This window comes from Pseudarthrobacter sp. SORGH_AS 212, assembly GCF_030818145.1.
In the GTDB taxonomy this organism is placed as follows: Bacteria; Actinomycetota; Actinomycetes; order Actinomycetales; family Micrococcaceae; genus Arthrobacter.
In genome coordinates this window covers 1,512,208-1,529,324 of record NZ_JAUTAA010000001.1, presented here as the reverse complement: position 1 = coordinate 1,529,324, position 17,117 = coordinate 1,512,208, and the positions used below count along the sequence as shown (strand labels likewise).

General features: G+C 68.3%; 18 protein-coding genes. 12 read left to right on the top strand and 6 right to left on the bottom strand.

The window, feature by feature from the left end; all coding sequences use genetic code 11:
* From QE394_RS07000 to QE394_RS06985, 4 genes are all read left to right on the top strand, one after another.
* Complete coding sequence (locus QE394_RS07000; RefSeq protein WP_261621113.1) at nt 1-480, top strand: DNA starvation/stationary phase protection protein; 480 nt, start codon at nt 1-3, stop codon at nt 478-480.
* A gap of 81 nt (nt 481-561) precedes the next feature.
* Complete coding sequence (locus QE394_RS06995; protein ID WP_349034128.1) at nt 562-1,602, top strand: acyl-CoA dehydrogenase family protein; 1,041 nt, start codon at nt 562-564, stop codon at nt 1,600-1,602.
* Nucleotides 1,596-2,990 carry a bifunctional PIG-L family deacetylase/class I SAM-dependent methyltransferase gene (locus QE394_RS06990; protein ID WP_349034127.1) on the top strand — a complete coding sequence of 465 codons (1,395 nt, stop codon included), beginning with the start codon at nt 1,596-1,598 and terminating at the stop codon, nt 2,988-2,990. The genes QE394_RS06995 and QE394_RS06990 overlap by 7 nt, the downstream gene beginning before the upstream one ends.
* Nucleotides 2,987-3,739 (top strand): glycosyltransferase, encoded by a 753-nt coding sequence (locus tag QE394_RS06985; RefSeq protein WP_349034126.1) that lies wholly within the window; start codon nt 2,987-2,989, stop codon nt 3,737-3,739. The genes QE394_RS06990 and QE394_RS06985 overlap by 4 nt, the downstream gene beginning before the upstream one ends.
* 53 nt (nt 3,740-3,792) lie before the next feature.
* Here the strand turns inward: QE394_RS06985 and QE394_RS06980 are convergent, their stop codons facing one another.
* From QE394_RS06980 to QE394_RS06960, 5 genes are all read right to left on the bottom strand, one after another.
* A complete protein-coding gene (locus QE394_RS06980) occupies nt 3,793-4,050 on the bottom strand; it encodes a hypothetical protein (protein ID WP_056080032.1) in 258 nt (85 codons plus the stop codon).
* A gap of 323 nt (nt 4,051-4,373) precedes the next feature.
* Nucleotides 4,374-5,582: a YihY/virulence factor BrkB family protein gene (locus tag QE394_RS06975; RefSeq protein ID WP_349034125.1), complete on the bottom strand. Its 1,209-nt coding sequence runs from the start codon at nt 5,580-5,582 to the stop codon at nt 4,374-4,376.
* A 114-nt stretch (nt 5,583-5,696) separates the two neighbouring features.
* The gene (locus QE394_RS06970; RefSeq protein WP_056080139.1) at nt 5,697-6,359 is read right to left on the bottom strand and encodes a DUF3618 domain-containing protein; all 663 of its coding nucleotides are present in this window, start codon (nt 6,357-6,359) and stop codon (nt 5,697-5,699) included.
* On the bottom strand, nt 6,356-6,784 hold the full coding sequence (locus QE394_RS06965; protein WP_268159574.1) for a phage holin family protein: 429 nt from the start codon (nt 6,782-6,784) through the stop codon (nt 6,356-6,358). Before QE394_RS06965 ends, QE394_RS06970 begins: the two co-directional genes overlap by 4 nt.
* A complete protein-coding gene (locus tag QE394_RS06960; RefSeq protein WP_349034124.1) occupies nt 6,784-7,794 on the bottom strand; it encodes a hypothetical protein in 1,011 nt (336 codons plus the stop codon). The genes QE394_RS06965 and QE394_RS06960 overlap by 1 nt, the downstream gene beginning before the upstream one ends.
* Nucleotides 7,795-7,981: 187 nt before the next feature.
* On the opposite strand from QE394_RS06960, the gene QE394_RS06955 reads away from it, so the two are divergent.
* The gene (locus tag QE394_RS06955; protein WP_156368328.1) at nt 7,982-8,755 is read left to right on the top strand and encodes a hypothetical protein; all 774 of its coding nucleotides are present in this window, start codon (nt 7,982-7,984) and stop codon (nt 8,753-8,755) included.
* On the opposite strand, the gene QE394_RS06950 is transcribed toward QE394_RS06955, so the two are convergent.
* Nucleotides 8,752-9,819 carry an NAD-dependent epimerase/dehydratase family protein gene (locus QE394_RS06950; RefSeq protein WP_349034123.1) on the bottom strand — a complete coding sequence of 356 codons (1,068 nt, stop codon included), beginning with the start codon at nt 9,817-9,819 and terminating at the stop codon, nt 8,752-8,754. The genes QE394_RS06955 and QE394_RS06950 overlap by 4 nt on opposite strands.
* A gap of 145 nt (nt 9,820-9,964) precedes the next feature.
* Here QE394_RS06950 and QE394_RS06945 point away from each other — a divergent pair, with 145 nt between their 5' ends.
* The 7 genes from QE394_RS06945 (at nt 9,965) to QE394_RS06915 (ending at nt 17,113) form a co-directional block, all read left to right on the top strand.
* Nucleotides 9,965-10,897, top strand: a complete 933-nt coding sequence (locus tag QE394_RS06945) for a sigma-70 family RNA polymerase sigma factor (RefSeq protein WP_314216491.1) — start codon at nt 9,965-9,967, stop codon at nt 10,895-10,897.
* A gap of 155 nt (nt 10,898-11,052) precedes the next feature.
* The gene (locus tag QE394_RS06940) at nt 11,053-11,589 is read left to right on the top strand and encodes an HAD family hydrolase (RefSeq protein ID WP_261620101.1); all 537 of its coding nucleotides are present in this window, start codon (nt 11,053-11,055) and stop codon (nt 11,587-11,589) included.
* Nucleotides 11,589-12,677 carry a glycosyltransferase family 9 protein gene (locus QE394_RS06935; RefSeq protein WP_349034122.1) on the top strand — a complete coding sequence of 363 codons (1,089 nt, stop codon included), beginning with the start codon at nt 11,589-11,591 and terminating at the stop codon, nt 12,675-12,677. Before QE394_RS06940 ends, QE394_RS06935 begins: the two co-directional genes overlap by 1 nt.
* Complete coding sequence (locus QE394_RS06930; RefSeq protein WP_349034121.1) at nt 12,674-13,702, top strand: glycosyltransferase; 1,029 nt, start codon at nt 12,674-12,676, stop codon at nt 13,700-13,702. Before QE394_RS06935 ends, QE394_RS06930 begins: the two co-directional genes overlap by 4 nt.
* On the top strand, nt 13,699-14,958 hold the full coding sequence (locus tag QE394_RS06925; protein ID WP_056077030.1) for a glycosyltransferase: 1,260 nt from the start codon (nt 13,699-13,701) through the stop codon (nt 14,956-14,958). Before QE394_RS06930 ends, QE394_RS06925 begins: the two co-directional genes overlap by 4 nt.
* A complete protein-coding gene (locus QE394_RS06920; protein ID WP_056077029.1) occupies nt 14,955-15,656 on the top strand; it encodes an SIS domain-containing protein in 702 nt (233 codons plus the stop codon). Before QE394_RS06925 ends, QE394_RS06920 begins: the two co-directional genes overlap by 4 nt.
* A complete protein-coding gene (locus QE394_RS06915; protein WP_349034120.1) occupies nt 15,653-17,113 on the top strand; it encodes a PfkB family carbohydrate kinase in 1,461 nt (486 codons plus the stop codon). The genes QE394_RS06920 and QE394_RS06915 overlap by 4 nt, the downstream gene beginning before the upstream one ends.
* The last annotated feature ends 4 nt before the right edge of the window (nt 17,114-17,117 follow it).

Here is a 17,117-nt window from a genome sequence, read left to right as displayed (position 1 = left end):
ATGAAGGCATCACCCACCCTTGCCAGCAACCTGCAGATGGTCCTCACGGACCTGATTGAGCTGCACTTGCAGGGAAAGCAGGCCCACTGGAACCTCGTGGGCACCAACTTCCGGGACCTGCATTTGCAACTGGATGAAATCGTCACGGCGGCGCGGCTGTTCGCCGATGAGGTCGCCGAGCGCATGAGGGCCCTTCACGCACTGCCGGACGGCCGCAGCAGCACGGTCACAGCGGACAACCGCCTGGCTGAATTCCCGGAGGGGCTGACGTCCACGAAGGACACCGTCAAGCTCATCACCGCCCGGCTGGAGCGGACCGTCAAGACCACGCGCGACGTCCACGACGACGTCGACGATGAGGATCCCACCAGCGCAGACCTGCTGCACAAGATCATCGAACGGCTGGAGCAGCTGGCCTGGATGGTCAACGCCGAAACCATGGCGCCCACCGCCGCGGTGACCGAGCCGGCCAGCAAGTAGGTGGCAACGGGGGACAGCCCGGACAGCGGTCGGGGCATATTACAAGGAAACCCGGAAACCGGCGGCAGCCCCGTCCGGCCCGTGCTTCTCAGCTCCACGGCGGAACAGCTCGCGCGGTTTGGCCCCGGGCTTGCGGCTGTGGGCTGCGCAGCGGGGGATGTGCCGGCGCTGCTTCAGCTCGCCGTCGCGGCCGGACGCTCCTGGCCGATGCCGGGCGAAGGCCGGACCGCGCAGCTGTGGGAATTGCTCGCATCTGTGGCCGCCGTGGACGTCGCTGCTGCCCGGGTCTTCGAACCGCACCTCGACGCTGCGGCAATCCTGAAGCAGGCTCCGGCAGTGGCCGACGCGGGCGAAGGCTCCTGGGGTGTCTTCGCGGCTGAAGGCCCGGGGCTTCGGCTCCGGGCCGCGGCCAACGGCACGGGGTACGTCCTGAACGGGTCAAAGCCCTGGTGCTCCCTGGCAGGCCAGCTTGACCACGCGGTCATCACCGCGCACACGGACGACGGCGGCCGGGCAGCGTTCGCCGTCGACCTCCACCACGCCGGGGTTAGGTCCGAGGAACCGGAATGGATTGCCCGGGGACTTCGCGAGATCCCCAGCGGCACGGTGCACTTCGACCACGTACCTGCTGCGGCTGTGGGCGGCAGCGGCTGGTACCACAGCCGTCCCGGCTTCGCGTGGGGCGGTATGGGGGTTGCCGCCTGCTGGCTCGGGGGAGCGGTGGGTGTTGCCCGCGACTTCCGGGACGGCCTGCGGAAAGGCGCCGAAACGGGCCGCGAGCCGGACCAGCTGGCGCTCGCTGCGCTGGGCGAAACGGACCGGATCCTCGTTTCCGCACTGCAGTACCTGGCCAGAACCGCCGAACGGGTGGATGCCGCTGGAACCGCGGCCGGGATCAGCAGCGACTGGAGCGAGGCCCAGCGTGTCCGCGGAACTGTTGCCTCCGCCGTCGACCGCGTCCTACAACTGGTGACGGCCAACCGCGGGCCCGGGCCACTGGCGTTTGACGCCGCGTACGCCAAGCGGGTGGCAGATCTGGCCCTCTATGTCCGGCAGCACCACGGGCACCGTGACGACGCCCAGTTGGGCTCGCTGACCCTCAAAGGTGACTGCCCATGGTGACCTTCTCCCACGCGGACCTGGGCACGGCCGAACACGCCTGGTTGGCAGCCGGATTGTCCGCCGCCCCTGAGCTGCCCCTGGACGCCGGCGAGTTGGCCGCCTTGGGCTTCGTGGTCCTCGCCGCCCACCCCGACGACGAAACCCTGGGCGCAGGAGGGCTGGCAGCGAGCCTGTGCGAGCTGGGAGCATCCGTGGAAGTGCTGCTCTGCACGGCCGGCGAGGGCTCCCACCCGGAATCCGTAACGCACACGCCCGAACGGCTCGCCGCGGCCCGGCTGGAGGAGTTCGCGGCAGCCCTCACGGCGCTGGGGCTGGAGGGCCGGTGGCGTTTCCTCGGCCTGCCCGACCGCGGACTGGGCCTGCACGCGGATGTCATCGCTGATGCGGTCCGGCAGGCCGCGGCCAGGCTCGCCGGCGCCGAGGGGAAACGCCGGGACGTGGTGGTCGTGGCGCCGTACCGGGCGGACGGCCACGCCGACCACGACGCCTTGGGTGCAGGGGCGGCGGACGTTGCCGCGGAGGGCGGCCACGGCCTCCTCGAATATCCCATCTGGTACTGGCACTGGGCCGGCCCGGACCATTCGGACTGGCGGGACTGGATGAGGTTCCACCTGGACCCGCCCGCCCGGCAAGCCAAGGACCGTGCAATGGCCGCGCATGTCACGCAGGTCCTGCCGCTGTCGCCTGCCCCCGGTGACGAAGCGCTGCTCAGCGAAAGCTTCCTGCGGCACTTCGCCAGGGGCTACGAGATGTTTGCCTGGACACCGCCGCGGAAACCGGCGCAACCACCGCATTGCAGCGGTGAGGCCACGGAGATTTTCGACCGCGTGCATCAGCGCACCGAGGACCCCTGGAATTACGGTTCCAGCTGGTACGAACAGCGCAAGCGTGCCCTGACGCTGGCCGCCTTGCCGGAGGCCTCCTACGGGGCAGGACTGGAAATCGGCTGCTCTATCGGCACCCTGACGGCGGATTTGGCACCCCGGTGCCGGAGCCTGCTCGGGGTGGACGCGAGCGGGGTGGCCGTGGAACACGCGAGACGCCGGCTGGCGGGGGCGCACCACGTCACGGTGGAGCAGGCCGTGCTTCCGGCTGCCTGGCCGGAGGGCTCCTTCGACCTCATCGTGGTGTCCGAGGTGGGCTACTACCTGGCCCGCGGTGAGCTTGCCGGCATGTGGGATCGGGTGGAGGCGGCCATGCAGCCCGGCGGGACGCTGGTGCTCTGCCATTGGAGGCACCCGGTGGCGGGCTGGGAGCTTGATGGCGAATCCGTCCACGCCCTCGCCAGGGAGCGGCTGAGCTGGCGCCAGGCAGGAATCTACCGCGAACGGGATTTCCTCCTGGAAGTCCTCGTGGCTCCCGTTCCGGCAGGGACGGCCCCGCAATGACAGCTCCAACCGGCCATCGCGTCAGCCATCTTGGCGTGGTTGTCCCCGCCCACAACGAAGAGCGGCACCTGGATGCCGCACTTGAGGCCGTCCGCACCGCCGTCGCCGACCTGCAGGTGCAGCGCCCCGGACTGGGCGTCCGCGTGCTGGTGGTCCTGGACGCCTGCACCGACCTCTCAGCGTCTGTGGCTGCCCGGTTCACTGCGGCAGATTCCCAGTTCAACGTCCTGACAGCGGATTTCCGCAGCGTTGGGCGGAGCAGGCGGGAAGGGAACCGGGCGGTCCTGGCCGAAGCCGGTGCCCTGGGTGTTCCCGCACCGGAAACCTGGATTGCCAACACCGATGCCGACTCCCGCGTTCCTTCGCATTGGCTTACCCGGCAACTGGAACTCGCTGATGCCGGCGCGGACGCTGTGCTGGGCTCCGTGGAGCCGGACTCTGACGGGATGGACACGGGGCTGCTGCAGCGGTGGCACGCGCGGCACCGCCTGCAGGACAACCACCACCACGTCTACGGTGCCAACCTCGGTGTCCGCGCATCCGCCTACCTGGCAGCCGGCGGATTTCCCGCCGCGGAATCCGGTGAGGACCGGAGCCTCGTCAGGAAGCTGCGCAGCGGAGGCGCCGTGATCGCCGCTACCGACAGCAACCGCGTCATTACCTCGGGCAGGTTGGAGGCGCGCGCTCCGCGCGGGTTCGCAGGTTACCTCCTTGCCCTTGCCCTGGACCCCCGCGGTGCAGAGGGCTGAGGAGACGCGAAAGGGCTGCCACGGAAAACCGTGGCAGCCCTTTCGGTTAGCGGTCAGACCAGGTCTGGTGCGCTGGCAATAATGTAGTCAGCTGCCGCGGGGCCGGTCATGGAGAGGTTGTTGCTGTCCGGATCGATGCCCTTCAGTTTCAGGGCTTCCCACAGTTCTTCGGGCGACTGGAGCCGGACCTTATGGATCAGGCACCAGCTGGTGTACAGCCCGTAGAGTTCGTCGCGGCCGAGGCCGAGGCCGGGTTCTTTGGCCGGAACAACTGCATCGGCAAGAAATTCTTCAAAATGGTTGGCAGGCATATCCGCTCACAAGGTTGGACCGTGATTTCCGCCGTGTCTGCTTCAGCGGCCCTGGCGTCAGTTGGCCGACAGGGTAAACATGAAGGTATTTCAGCACGGAGCGTTTTGTCCAGTTATGCGAGGCTTTCCCGCTGCGGAATATGGCCAGGTCACGTGGGGCATCCGCCCGGGCGGAATCCGTCCAGGGGGCCGACGGCGACTGGGGGGACTGGCCTCGGTCTCAGAAGAGGCCATCTCACCGCCGGCCCCGCCTAACCCCAGGGTTCATGCACCCGGGAACTCTTCAGGACCTGATTAATCTTCCACCCATTTGGGGGTCCTGCCTAGTGCCTTTGGCCTCCGCGGTCTTCGTCTTCCGGCGTGCCGTGCGTGGCGCGGTCGCGGACCTTGTCCCGGACCCGTTCCCGGTGCGGTTCAGTGGGTGCGTTTTCCCCGGCGCCGGTTGCCTGTGCGTCGCCGTTGTCCCCGTTCTCCGCGGCATATTTCTCCCGCAGTTCGCGGCCGTGCTTGATGTCTTCTTCTTCCTGGGCCTGCAGTTTTTCGCTCTTCTTGGTGTCGCGCGGCGGCAGCTGGATGGTTTCCTCTGCCTTGATGCCGGCCTGGAGTTGGCGGCCGCGTTCAGTCTCGGCGTCGAACTCGGCTCCGAAGAGCAGCGACATGTTCAGGATCCAGAGCCACAGCAGCATGACGATCACGCCGCCCAGGGCGCCATAGGTCTTGTTGTAGTTGCCAAAGTTGCCCACATAGAAGCCAAATCCCAGGGAGGCCAGCAGGAAAACGACCAGGGCGATGCCCGACCCCATACTCATCCACTTGAACTTCGGCTGCTTGACGTTGGGTGTGGCGTAGTAGAGGACGGCGATGATGACAATGATGAGGGCCACCATCACGGGCCACTTGGCAATGTTCCAGACAGCGAGGAAAACGCCGCTGAGCCCGATGAAGCCGCCGACGGCTTCCGCCACGGGGCCGCTCAGGACCAGCATGCCGGCGAGGATGGCGATGATGACGATCGCCAGCAGGGTCACGGCCAGCATGGTGCCGCGCAGCTTGACGAACGGGCGTCCCTCGTCTACTTCATATACGCGGTTCAGGGCACGGCCGAAAGCACCCACATACCCGGAAGCCGACCACAGCGCGGTGGCCAGGCCGATGACCAGGGTGAATCCTGCGGCCGGAGCGTTGGCCAGGTCCTTCACCACTCCGCCGATGGTGTCCATAGTCTCGCCCGGGACGAACCCGCTGACGATCTGCAGGAGCGCGTCGGTGGTCTTCTGCGGATCGCCGAACAGCCCGATCAGGGACACCAGGGCCAGGATGGCCGGGAACAATGACAGGACCGCGTAGTAGGTCAGGGAAGCGGCGAGGTCAGGGCACTGGTCCTTGCTGAACTCGCGCAGTGTCTTCTTGGCGATGTATTTCCAGTTCGGCTTGTCCAGCTCCTTGGGGCTGTCAGGTTTCCTGGAGTCGTTTGGATCCGGTGCCTGTCCCGCTTTCGCGGTGCTGGTTTCGGATGCGTCATGAGTTGCCATGGGGTGTCCTCTCGGTCAGGGGGCCAACCAGACAGGCCGGCTCCGCGGGTGGGCGGGGCCGGCCTGTCGTGTGATGCGGTTGCCTACGGAATGACGTGCTGTTGCCGCGCCTGCCTAGGTGTTTTGGATGGTGTCTTTGGCGTTGGTGGCGCGGTCTTTGACGTCGGTGGCGGCGTCTTGGCTGTCGGTTTTGACGTGGTCGATGCCGTCGGTGGCGGTGGTTTTGACGTTGTCCATGGCGTGTTGGGCTGGTTCTTTGAGGTCTTGGACCATGCCTTTGGCGGCGTCGGTGAGTTCGGTGGTGAGGGGTTCGGCGGCGGTTTTGAGCTGGTCTGCTGCCTGGCGTTCTTTGTCGCTGGCGGGGATCAGGGAGGAGATCAGCATGCCTGCGCCGAAGGCGATGAGGCCGGCGGCGAGGGGGTTGCCCTGGGTTTTGGCTTTGACCCGGTCCGGTGCGGCGGCGACGGTGTGGCCGGCGTCGGTGAGGGTGGAGGCGACGTTGTCTTTGGCGTCGTGGAGGGTGTCGCCGGTGTTGTGCAGGGCGTTGGAGGTGTGTCCGGCCCCGGTGTGGGTGGCGTCCTGGACCCGGCTGGTGGTGTGGTCTGCTGCTCCCATGATTTTCTCCTTGACGCCGGTGGCGGCGTCTTTGAGTTTGTCGGTTTGGCGGTGGACGATGTTGGACGGTGTGACCTTGTCCGCGACGGCGTCGACGTTGGTGCCGAGGCGTGCGCGGGTGGCTTCGATGTCTGCTCGGATTGCGTCGGGGTTCTCGCTCATCGGTTTACCTCACCTGGTTTGAGGGTCGGGGGGATTTCGGCGAGGGTTTCGCCGGTTTGGGGCAGGCCCTTGATTTCTTTGAGGTTCTTCCGGCCGATGCTGGCCAGGACCGCGGCTGCGATGGCCCAGATGACGGCGACGATCACGGCGGCCCAGCCCAGTGGCATGAGGGCGCCGAGGCCGAACATCAGGGCCAGGGACAGGAAGAGCAGGACGAAGTGGCCTGCGACGCCGGCGCCGGCGAGCATGCCGCCGCCTTTACCGGCCCGGGTGGCGGATTGTTTGAGTTCGGCTTTGGCGAGGTCGACTTCCTGGCGCATCAGGGTGGACAGGTCCCGGGTGACATCGCCGAGCAAGTCACCCAGCGACGCTGTCTCCGCTTTCTGGTGCGCCACGCCGGGCGACTCAGGAATCTGGCTACTCATCAGAACCTGCCGGACTCGCCGTCCGCGGACCGGTCGCGGGTGCGTGGATCGTTTGCCATGGGGTCATCCGCAAGCTCGCGGTCATAGACGGGGTCTTCGGCGATCTGGTTTCCGGACCAGGGCTCCTCGACCAACTGGGGGCTGTCCAGCCCACTGGCCGGCCGCGCAGGTTCCGGGTATCCGCTGCCGGGAGCGCCGCCGTCGTACCCTGCCGTGGTGGTCGCCGGACCGGGCAGCTGCACCGGCGGAGGCGGGACAGTACCGCCGGCCGGTGGGTAGGACTCGCTGTACTGGTCGCCGTATCCGGTTCCCGAGAACTGGAGTCCGCCGGAGTGCCTGCCCGGGGTGCCGGACGTGCCGGTGCCGGAGGACGCCTCCGGGGCACCGGCCGTGAGGCTGCGCGTCAACCGGCCAGCCAAAACGCCTGCGCCTGCCGCAAGCAGCAGGAACGTTCCGGGCTTGTTGCGGGCGAACCGCTGCACGTCGCCCAGGAGGTCGCCGGGTTCCCTGCTTTCCAGCCAGGACGCCACGGAAGAGCTGCGCTCGGCTGCCTGGCGGATCAGGTCACTCGCCATACCCTGCTGTTCCGGCGCGGTGGCCATGCTGTGCAGCTGGTCGGAGATGTTGCGGATCCCCTGCGCGGCCTTCTGCTGCTGCGCGCCCGCCTCGCTGGTCAGGCCGGTCTTCGCCTGGTTCATCAGGTCCTTGGCGTTGGTCTTTGCCTCGGCGGCGACGTTGGCGGCTTCTTCCTTCGCCGTATGCGCCACATCCTTGGCCGCAGAGGTTGCCTGTCCGGCCACGTCGGAGGCCTCTGCCTTTGCCGCGTCGGTCTTCGAACCGCCTGACGGAGTGCCCGCCTGGTAGCCACCTGACGGGTAGTCATCCGTCCCGGGTACAGACGTCTGTGGAGTTGTGGCGGCGGGGAAGGTTGTTGCAGCCCTCTCGCCGGGAATTCCTGTATTGGCCGTGGGAGCCGCGTTGGGGTCCTCGGGCCATTGGTTCTCTGTCATCTTCCATCTCTCTTTCCAAGAAGGCCGGTTGTTGATCAAGAACCAGCAATACTGGCCGTAAAATGATAAGCATGATTACTAATGAAAGGTAAGTACCCTTCGTAAGCGAGTTATAACCGAACCCGAAAAGTCAGCCGGACGGCGAGGGCCTGCCCGGTCGCAACTGAAGTGGAAAGTGGTGGGTAGCGTGGAAACAGCTCCATGGATTTGGATAATCATTGCCGTCGTTGTGGTGTTGCTGATTGTTGTCCTGCTGATGAGCGGGCGGCGCCGGAAAGCGGTCCAGCAGAAACGCGAGCAGGAGCACCGCGAGAAAGCAGCGGAAATCCGCAGGGAAGCGGAAAACAAAGAACTTGACGCGCGTGAGCGTGAGGCCAAGGCTGCCCGGGCCCGGGCTGATGCCGAGCAGGCACAGGTCAACGCCGCACGCCTTAGCCAGGAAGCCGACGAGAAGGCCCGCGAGGCAGGTTCGCTCCGCAGCGAAGTCGCCGATCACACGCGCAAGGCTGATGAAATAGATCCTGACGTCACGCACGACGCCGGCCGGCGGGCGCGCAGGGCCGACGACGGTGAGCAGCGTCCGCGCCAGTCCGACGCTGCCGCCGGATCAGCCGGCCACACGCACGACGAACGCGTGCAGGGCGACCACGCACACACCACCCCTTCGCAGGATGACCGGGCCTTGGGCGGGCAGGCCGCCGGGTCACACCGTGACAGTGCACACGATGACCGGGCCTTCGGTGACCCGGTGTACGGCGACCACGCGGGAAACAGTCGCGAGGCTGACGGGCGCGGGCCGGTAGCCGGGCAGGACGGCGCCGGTGCCGACGGCCGGACCCTAGGTGATGAGCGGCGCCCCGGTGAGCGGGATCCGCGCCCGGACGAACGTGACCGGCAGCCGGGCGACGCCGGCGTTGACGAAATCCAGCATGGGGAGCGTAATCCGCGCGACGGAATCTAGGCCGCGGGGAACCGTCGCGGCTGCGTGCGGCTTCGCGGTTTCAGTACGGGGGAGGGAGCTACTCCCTTCCCCGTTCCCATGCCTTCCAGTACTTCCCGGACTGCGTCCACAGCCGGGGTCTTTGGCTCCCAGCCCAAAATCCGCTGCGCCCGCCGGGTGTCCATAACGGGAGCGCCGGCGGCCATCTCCACCCACCCCGAATCGGTGGGTTGAAGTCGCAGCCGCCACGCCAGCCCCGCGGCCCGGTGAAGCAGCCACATGGGCACGGGGAGGATTCTCTTGGCGCCAAGGATCCGGCCCAGCTCCTGGGGATCCAGGACCGGTTCGGCCGCGATGTTGAAGGCACCGCTGGCCCGCTGGTCAACCACGCGCCAGTAGGCCTCGGCCACGTCATCGGCGTGCACTGCCTGGAACACCAGATTGTCCGGCGCGGGCAGCAGCGGGATCCGCAGTTTGCCGGGCAGCAGCCGCGGAATGACCGGGCCCAGGAAGTACCGGCCGATCTCGCTGCCGGCGTCGCCTTGAAAAATCAGGCCCGGGCGGAGCCTGGCCACGGCAATGCCGGGCTCGGACTCAGCGAACCGGTCCAGCAGCGCCTCCTGCTCAGCCTTGTGCCGGCTGTAGTGAGAGCCCTGCATCCCCTGGGTGGGCCAGGATTCGTCCCTGCGCCCATCCTTGGACGACTTGCTGTAAGCGCCCACTGAGGATGCGCAGACCACTTGCTTCACCCCCGCGGTCCTGGCTGCGTCCAGCACACGCCTGGTCCCATTGACGTTCGTCCGGTACAGCTGCTCCAGGTCCCGGTTGGGCTGGATCTGCCACGCCAGATGGACGACGGCGTCAGCTCCTTCCAGCGCTGCTTCCAGCTTTCGGCGGTCCTGCTCCAGTCCCACATCGAGCGTGTGCCATTCCACCCCTGCGTACGGAGCCTGATTGGTATCCGGCAGTCGGCGGCTGATTCCGGCGAGCTGGAGGCTTCCCGGTTTCCTGGCGAGCTGGCCCTGCAGATTCCGCAGGAGGGCTGTGCCGGCGTTTCCACTGGCCCCGGTGATGACGATCCGCATGAGAGTGCTCCTCCGCAAATTGGGCAGAACTGCGTACCAGACGAGCCTATCGCCGAAAAAGATTGTTTTATAAGCAAGCTTATGATTTGCTGCTTCTAAGTCTTGCCGCAGGCTTTCGGAACCATCCCCGAGGGAACCAACGTCAATGCCAGAATCATTCTCTCCAGCGGTCGTGGACTCTCCATTCATCCACGACCCCCAGTCCACGCCGACTCAAAAAACCGCTTCCTGCCACGATCCGCACGCCAGATCGGGGCAGTTGCGGGAGACCTTCGAAAACGACCTGGTCCTGGGCTACCTGGACCTCGCCGAAGCACTGGCCGCGCGCTTCGAAGCCCGCGGCCGCGAACGGGCGGACCTGAACCAGGTGGCCTACCTGGGACTGGTCAAGGCCGCCCGTGGTTTCGACAGGTCCAAGGGCGAAAGCTTTCCCGCCTACGCCGCCCCCACCATCACCGGGGAGCTGAAGAGGTACCTCCGTGACAGGACCTGGGTGGTCCGCCCGCCACGGAACATCCAGGACCTGCGCACCCGGATGTTCCGGGCCGAACCGGAGCTGACCCAGGCGCTGGGCAGGACTCCCACCGTGGAAGAGCTCGCCGGGGAACTGGAGACAGACCCCGCAGCGGTGCAGGAAGCCATGTCGGCATCCAGCAGCATGCACCCGGACTCCCTGGATGCGGTCAATCCGCATTCGGACGCGCCGTCCATCGGTGAGATGCTCGCCTGCCCGGACGCACCCTTTGAACGGCTGGAGGAACTGGCCTGCCTGCGCGACGCCATGCATGACCTTGACCCCGCGGACAGGGAGCTCCTCTACCGCCGCTACTTCTGCGAGGAAACCCAGGTGCAACTGGGCAAGCGCCTGGGCATGTCGCAAATGCAGGTTTCACGCCGGCTGGCCCGGGTGCTGGTGGAACTCCAGCGCCGCCTCGAAAACAGCTCCCGGCTCGACCAGCCGTCCGGCGAATGCTCCGGCACTGCAACCTCCAAGGGGCGGCCGCAGGCCCAACGAGCCGGACACTCCCAACGGGAGCCTGCCCGGCGCCGCGGGTTAGGCCGGCCGCCGGCGCAGTGACTGGACCGCACTGACTTCGGGCCCTGCCCCGGCCGGGCCGCGCCACACCACAGATCTCCTATCTTGCCTGTTCAGCGGGCCGGACACGTTGCTGTCCGACGCCCGGTGCAACGTTGGCCTGTTTAGGAAGAGCAGAAGGAGGGAACAGGACCGACATGGGAAGCTCCGCAACTGCCAAAATCCGCGCCGTGCTGTTCGACCGGGACGGAACCCTGGTGGTCGACGTCCCCTACAACGGGAACCCGGCCCTGGTGCGGCCCATGCCCGGTGCGAGGGAAGTGCTGGATAGCCTGCGGGCCGACGGCATCGCCACGGGCGTGGTCAGCAACCAGTCCGGCATCGCCCGCGGACTCATCAGCGAGGACGACGTTGCCAGCGTCAATGCCAGGGTGGAAGAGCTCCTGGGCCCCTTCGACGTGTGGGAAGTCTGTCCGCATTCGGACCAGGACAACTGCTCCTGCCGTAAACCGGCGCCGGGAATGGTCCACAGCGCCTGCCGGAAGCTGGGCATCGACGAATCCGAAGCTGCCTTGATCGGTGACATCGGCGCCGACGTCCTGGCCGCCGAGGCTGCCGGGGCCACCGGAGTCCTGGTCCCCACCCCGGTGACCAGGGCCGAGGAAGTGGCTGCCGCCCGGCTGGTGGCACACGACCTGGCCGGCGCCGTCGTCCTGCTCCGGGAGGCGCCGTAATGGGCCGGGTCCTGGTGGCCCGGCTGGACAGCATGGGCGATGTCCTCCTGGCCGGACCCGCAGTGCGGGCCGTCGCCAATGGCCGCGTCCCGGACGGCAGCGGCGCGAACCATGTGGTGATGCTGTGCGGCAGGCAAGGCGAGGCCGCTGCGGGACTCCTGCCCGGCGCCGCCGAGGTCTACAGCTGGGACAGCCCGTGGATCATGAACCCGGCTCCCAAAATGACGGGCCCCCACGCGGACCGCCTCATCGAGTACGTCCGCAACTCCAGGATTACCGAAGCCGTCATCCTCACCTCGTTCCACCAGTCCCCGCTGCCACTGGCACTCCTGCTCCGGCTGGCCGGCGTCGAGCGGATCACGGGCGCCTCGACGGACTTTTCGGGCTCCCTGCTCGATGTGCGGCTCAAACCCGGCGAGGACTTTCCCGAAGACCAGCCGGAAGCCGAACGTGCCCTGGGCATCGCCGAAGCCGCAGGATTCAGGCTCCCCCAGGGCGACGACGGCAAGCTCCACATCACTCCCGGCCCGGATGTGCATGACCTCGTGGGAGACGGACCGTATGTGGTGGTCCACCCGGGCGCCGCCGTACCGGCCAGGGCATGGCCTCCGCTCCACCACGCCGCCGCCGTCGAACTCCTCCAGGGCGCAGGCCACCGCGTGGTGGTGACCGGCGGCCCCGGAGAAACCTCGCTGACGGCAACCGTGGCCGGGCCCTCCGCGCTGGACCTCGGCGGCCGCACCGATGTGCATACGCTCGCCGGTGTCATGGCCGGTGCTGATGCGGTGGTCACCGGAAACACCGGCCCCGCCCACCTGGCGGCGGCGGTGGGCACACCGGTGGCCTGCCTCTTTTCCCCCGTGGTCCCGGCCATCCGCTGGGCACCGTACGGGGTGCCGCTGGAGCTGCTGGGAGACCAGAACGCGGCCTGCCGGCTGACCCGTGCCCGCGTCTGTCCCGTCCCCGGCCACCCCTGCCTGGACTCCGTATCCCCCGAAGAAGTGGTGGCAGCCGTTGAACGCCTGATCGGCGGCGTGAGCTCCTTCAGCACCCACGTCAGCACCCGTAGAAAGGCCCGCAACAGATGAGAATCCTGCTCTGGCATGTCCACGGATCCTGGACGGACGCCTTCGTCCGCGGCAGGCACGAGTACCTGCTCCCCGTCCTGCCCGAAGGCGGCCCGTGGGGCCTGGGCCGCGCCGGCCGCAACTGGCCGGACTCGGTGCGGGAGGTGGACCTGGCGACGCTGGACGCAGGCTCCGTTGACGCCGTCGTGCTTCAACGGCCGGAAGAAATCAGCGAAGTCTCCCGGGTCCTCGGCCGGACCCCCGGGGTGGACCTGCCCGCGGTCTTCGTGGAACACAACACACCCAAGGGTGATTTCCCGTTCACCCGGCACCCGCTGGCGGACCAGAACACCATTCCCCTGGTGCACGTCACCCACTTCAACCGGCTCGCCTGGGACAACGGATCAGCCCTGTCCAAAGTCATCGAGCACGGCATCCCCGACCCCGGGCAGCTCTATACGGGGGAGCTGCCGGACCTGGGCGTGGTGGTCAACGAGCCCGTGCGCCGCGGCCGGGTCACGGGTACCGACCTGCTGCCCGCCTTCGCCGCGGTGGCGCCGCTGCAGGTGTTCGGAATGAAGACCGAGGGGCTGGCAGCTGCCGCCGGCATCGGGACCGGCCGGCTCACCCCGCGCGGTGACCTGAAAACGCAGGAACTCCACCGGGAGCTGGCACGCTGCCGCGTCTACCTGCACCCCATGCGCTGGACTTCCCTGGGCCTGTCCCTGCTGGAGGCCATGCACGTGGGCATGCCCGTGGTGGTGCTGGCCGCCACCGAAGCTCCCCGGGCAGTCCCGCCGGAAGCCGGGGTGGTGTCCTCGGACATCGACGAGCTGCTCCGGTGCGCGCGCAGGCTGGTCGCCAACCCGGATGAAGCACGACGGCGGGGCATGGCCGCGCGCGAGGCCGCTCTGGCCCGCTACGGGCTGGGCAAATTCCAGGACAGCTGGGACGGGCTCCTGGCGGATCTCGCGCGCAGCCCCTCGGCCCGCCACCGGCCGGACGGGAAGATCCTTGTTACGGCGCAAGAAAGGAAGACCGCATGAAGATCGCGATGATTTCCGAACACGCCAGCCCGCTGGCAGCCCTGGGCGGCGTGGACGCCGGCGGGCAGAATGTCCACGTGGCCGCACTGTCCGAAGCGCTGGCCAGGCGCGGACACCAGGTCACCGTGTATACCCGCAGGGACGCGACGGAGCTTCCCGCCCGCGTAAAGGTTGGACCCGGGTTTGAAGTGGTCCATGTGGACGCCGGCCCGCCGCGGCACGTTCCCAAGGACGAGCTGCTGCCGTTCATGGGTGAACTGGCCGACGGCGTGGCCCGGGATTGGGACCAGCGGCCCCCGGACGTGGTCCACGGACACTTCTGGATGTCCGGCCTGGCCGCCCTGGACGCCGCCCGCCGGGCCGGCTCGGGCTGCCGGGTCCCCGTCATCCAGACCTTCCACGCATTGGGCACGGTCAAGCGGCGGCACCAGGGTGCCGAGGACACCAGCCCGCAGGAACGCCGATGGCTTGAACCCGGCGTCGGGCGCTCCGCGGACCGGATCATCGCCACCTGCTCGGACGAGGTCTTCGAGCTCAAAGCCATGGGCATCGACACCGGAAAGATTTCCATCGCACCCTGCGGCGTGGACCTGGACGTCTTCGGGCCGGATGGTCCGGTGGACGCCAAGCCCCGGTCCCACCGCATCCTGTCGGTGGGCCGGCTGGTGCCGCGCAAGGGCGTGGACCTGGTGATCCGCGCCCTGCCGCACCTGCGCGCAGCGGGCTTCGCCGACGTCGAACTCCTCATCGTTGGCGGCGGCGGGGACTCGGGTGCCCTTCATTCAGACCCCGAGGTGCGACGGCTGCTGGACCTCGCCGCAGCACTCGGCGTCCAGGACCAGGTGGTGCTGGAAGGCCAGGTGCCCCGCGGGGACATGCCCGGCATCTTCCGCAGTGCCGATGCCGTGGTGTGCGCCCCCTGGTACGAGCCGTTCGGCATCGTTCCCCTTGAAGCCATGGCGTGCGGCGTGCCGGTGGTGGCCGCAGCCGTGGGCGGGCTGCGGGACACCGTGGTGGACCACGCCACCGGCCTGCACGTCCCGCCCCGCGACCCGGAAGCCATCGCTTCGGCCCTGGCCATGCTGCTGGGCAACCCCTCGTTGCGGTCCGAACTCGGCGATGCCGGCCAGCGCCGCGCCCGCGCCCGCTATTCGTGGGACCGGGTCGCTGCGGAATCCGAAAAGGCCTACAAGCTGGCGGTGGCGGGTGCCGCCGCCCACCCGGCAGCCATCCCCATGGAAGGAGCGGCACTGTGACTGCTGAATCATCCCTCCGCGACATCGACCTGGCGCACTTGGCCATGGCGCCGGCCCTCCCCGCGGTACTGCCCGGCGCCGCGTACGTGGATTCCGCCAGCGCCGACGCCGTCAGGCTGCACCTCGACAACGTGGTTCCCGCCCTGGAATCCCTGCGCAGCCAGTCAGGCCGGCTCGCCGCCTGGGGCGTGGAGCTGGCCCACCGGATGCTCCGCGGGCAGCGGCTGCTGGCGGCCGGAAACGGTGGCTCCGCCGCCGAAGCCCAGCATCTCACCGCTGAACTGGTGGGACGGTTCGACGGCGAGCGGGTCCCGTTCTCCGCCATCTCGCTGCACGCGGAAACATCCGCCATGACGGCCATCGCCAACGACTACGGGTACGACGACGTCTTCGCCCGCCAGGTGCGCGCCCACGGCCGCTCCGGGGATGTGCTGGTCCTGCTGTCCACCAGCGGCAAAAGCCCCAATCTGCTGCGCGCCGCGGAGGCAGCGTCCCGCCTGAACATCACCACCTGGGCGCTGACTGGTGCAGGGCCAAACCCCCTGGCCGGCGCCTGCGATGAAGCCGTGATGATCGATGCCCTCAATGCCAATGCCCAGGAGGGCCACCTGATCGCCCTGCACGCCGTCTGCCGGGCCTTCGACCTCGAGGTGGCCCGCCACAGCCCGGCCGTCCTGCAGCAGGGAGGCCGGCCATGAGGATCGTGGTGGTGGGCGACGTGATGCTGGACGTGGACCTCTCCGGCGAGGCGACCCGGTTGAGCCCGGATGCACCCGTCCCGGTGGTGGACGTTTCCGAAATCCGCAGCCGCGCCGGCGGCGCCGGCCTGGTGGCGCGGATGCTGGCCGGGGAAGGCTGGCCCGTCACCCTGGTGACGGTGTTCGGCGATGACGACGCCGGGCGGCAACTCCGCGGCCACCTCGCCGGCGTGCGGCTGGTGTCCGGCTCAAGCGGCCACCCCACGCCGGTGAAAACCCGGGTCCGGGCCGGTTCCCATGCCGTGGTCCGCTTCGACCAGGGGTGCGGCAGGCCACCGGTACCGGCGATGTCGCCTGCCATGCTTCGCGCCGTGGCGGAAGCCGGTGCCATCATCGTGGCCGACTACGGCAGGGGAGTGGCGGCCAGCCCGGAGCTGCACCGCCTCCTTAACAGGCGCACCGCGGAAGTGCCCGTCATCTGGGACCCTCATCCGTCGGGGCCGGAACCGGTGCCGGGAGTCGCCGTCGTAACACCCAACCTGGCGGAGGCCACAAAAGCCGCCGCCGCTTACGCAAGCACCGCCCCAGGTGACGGTGCGCCCGGCGACCCGGCCGCCGTCGTCGGACGCATCCTGCTTGAACGCTGGCAGAGCACCGCGGTCCTGGTGACCAAGGGTTCGGAAGGGGCCGTGCTGCTGCAGCGGGACAGCGTGTCCCCACTGGATGTTCCGGCGCCGCGGGTGGAAGCCGGGGATCCCTGCGGGGCCGGCGACCGCCTCGTTGCAGGCCTGGCAGTCCACCTCCTGGCCGGCAGCGCCCTGCCCGAGGCAGCGGAACTGGCAGTCAGCGATGCCGCCGACTTCCTGGGCGCCGGTGGTGTCTCTGCCTTGCCTGACCGGAGCACGGACCACGGCGGGCCCCGGGACGGCGGCGGGGATGCATCGGCATCAACCGGTACGTCGGTGGAACGGCCGGCGGATGGGCCGGCACCGCTCCGGCGCCCCACAGAGCCGCTGCTGCTGGCCCGCGCCGTCCGCGGCAACGGTGGAACGGTGGTGGCCACTGGCGGCTGCTTCGACCTGCTGCACGCCGGCCACGTGCGCTCGCTGGCCGCCGCCCGTGAACTCGGCGACTGCCTCATCGTCTGCCTGAACTCGGACAGCTCGGTCCGGCGGCTCAAGGGCCAGGAGCGCCCCATTATTGGCCAGCAGGACAGGGCCGAGCTCCTGCTGGCCATGGAGTGCGTGGACGCCGTGATGGTGTTCGACGAGGACACTCCGGAAGCTGCCCTGGAGCGGCTTCGCCCTGACATCTGGGTCAAGGGCGGTGACTACAAAGGTTCCCGGTTGCCCGAAGCGGAGCTCGTGGAGAGCTGGGGCGGCCGGTGCGTGACTGTTCCCTACCATCCGGCACGGTCCACCACCGGGTTGGCCGATGCGCTCGCCAAGGTGGGTTGATTAC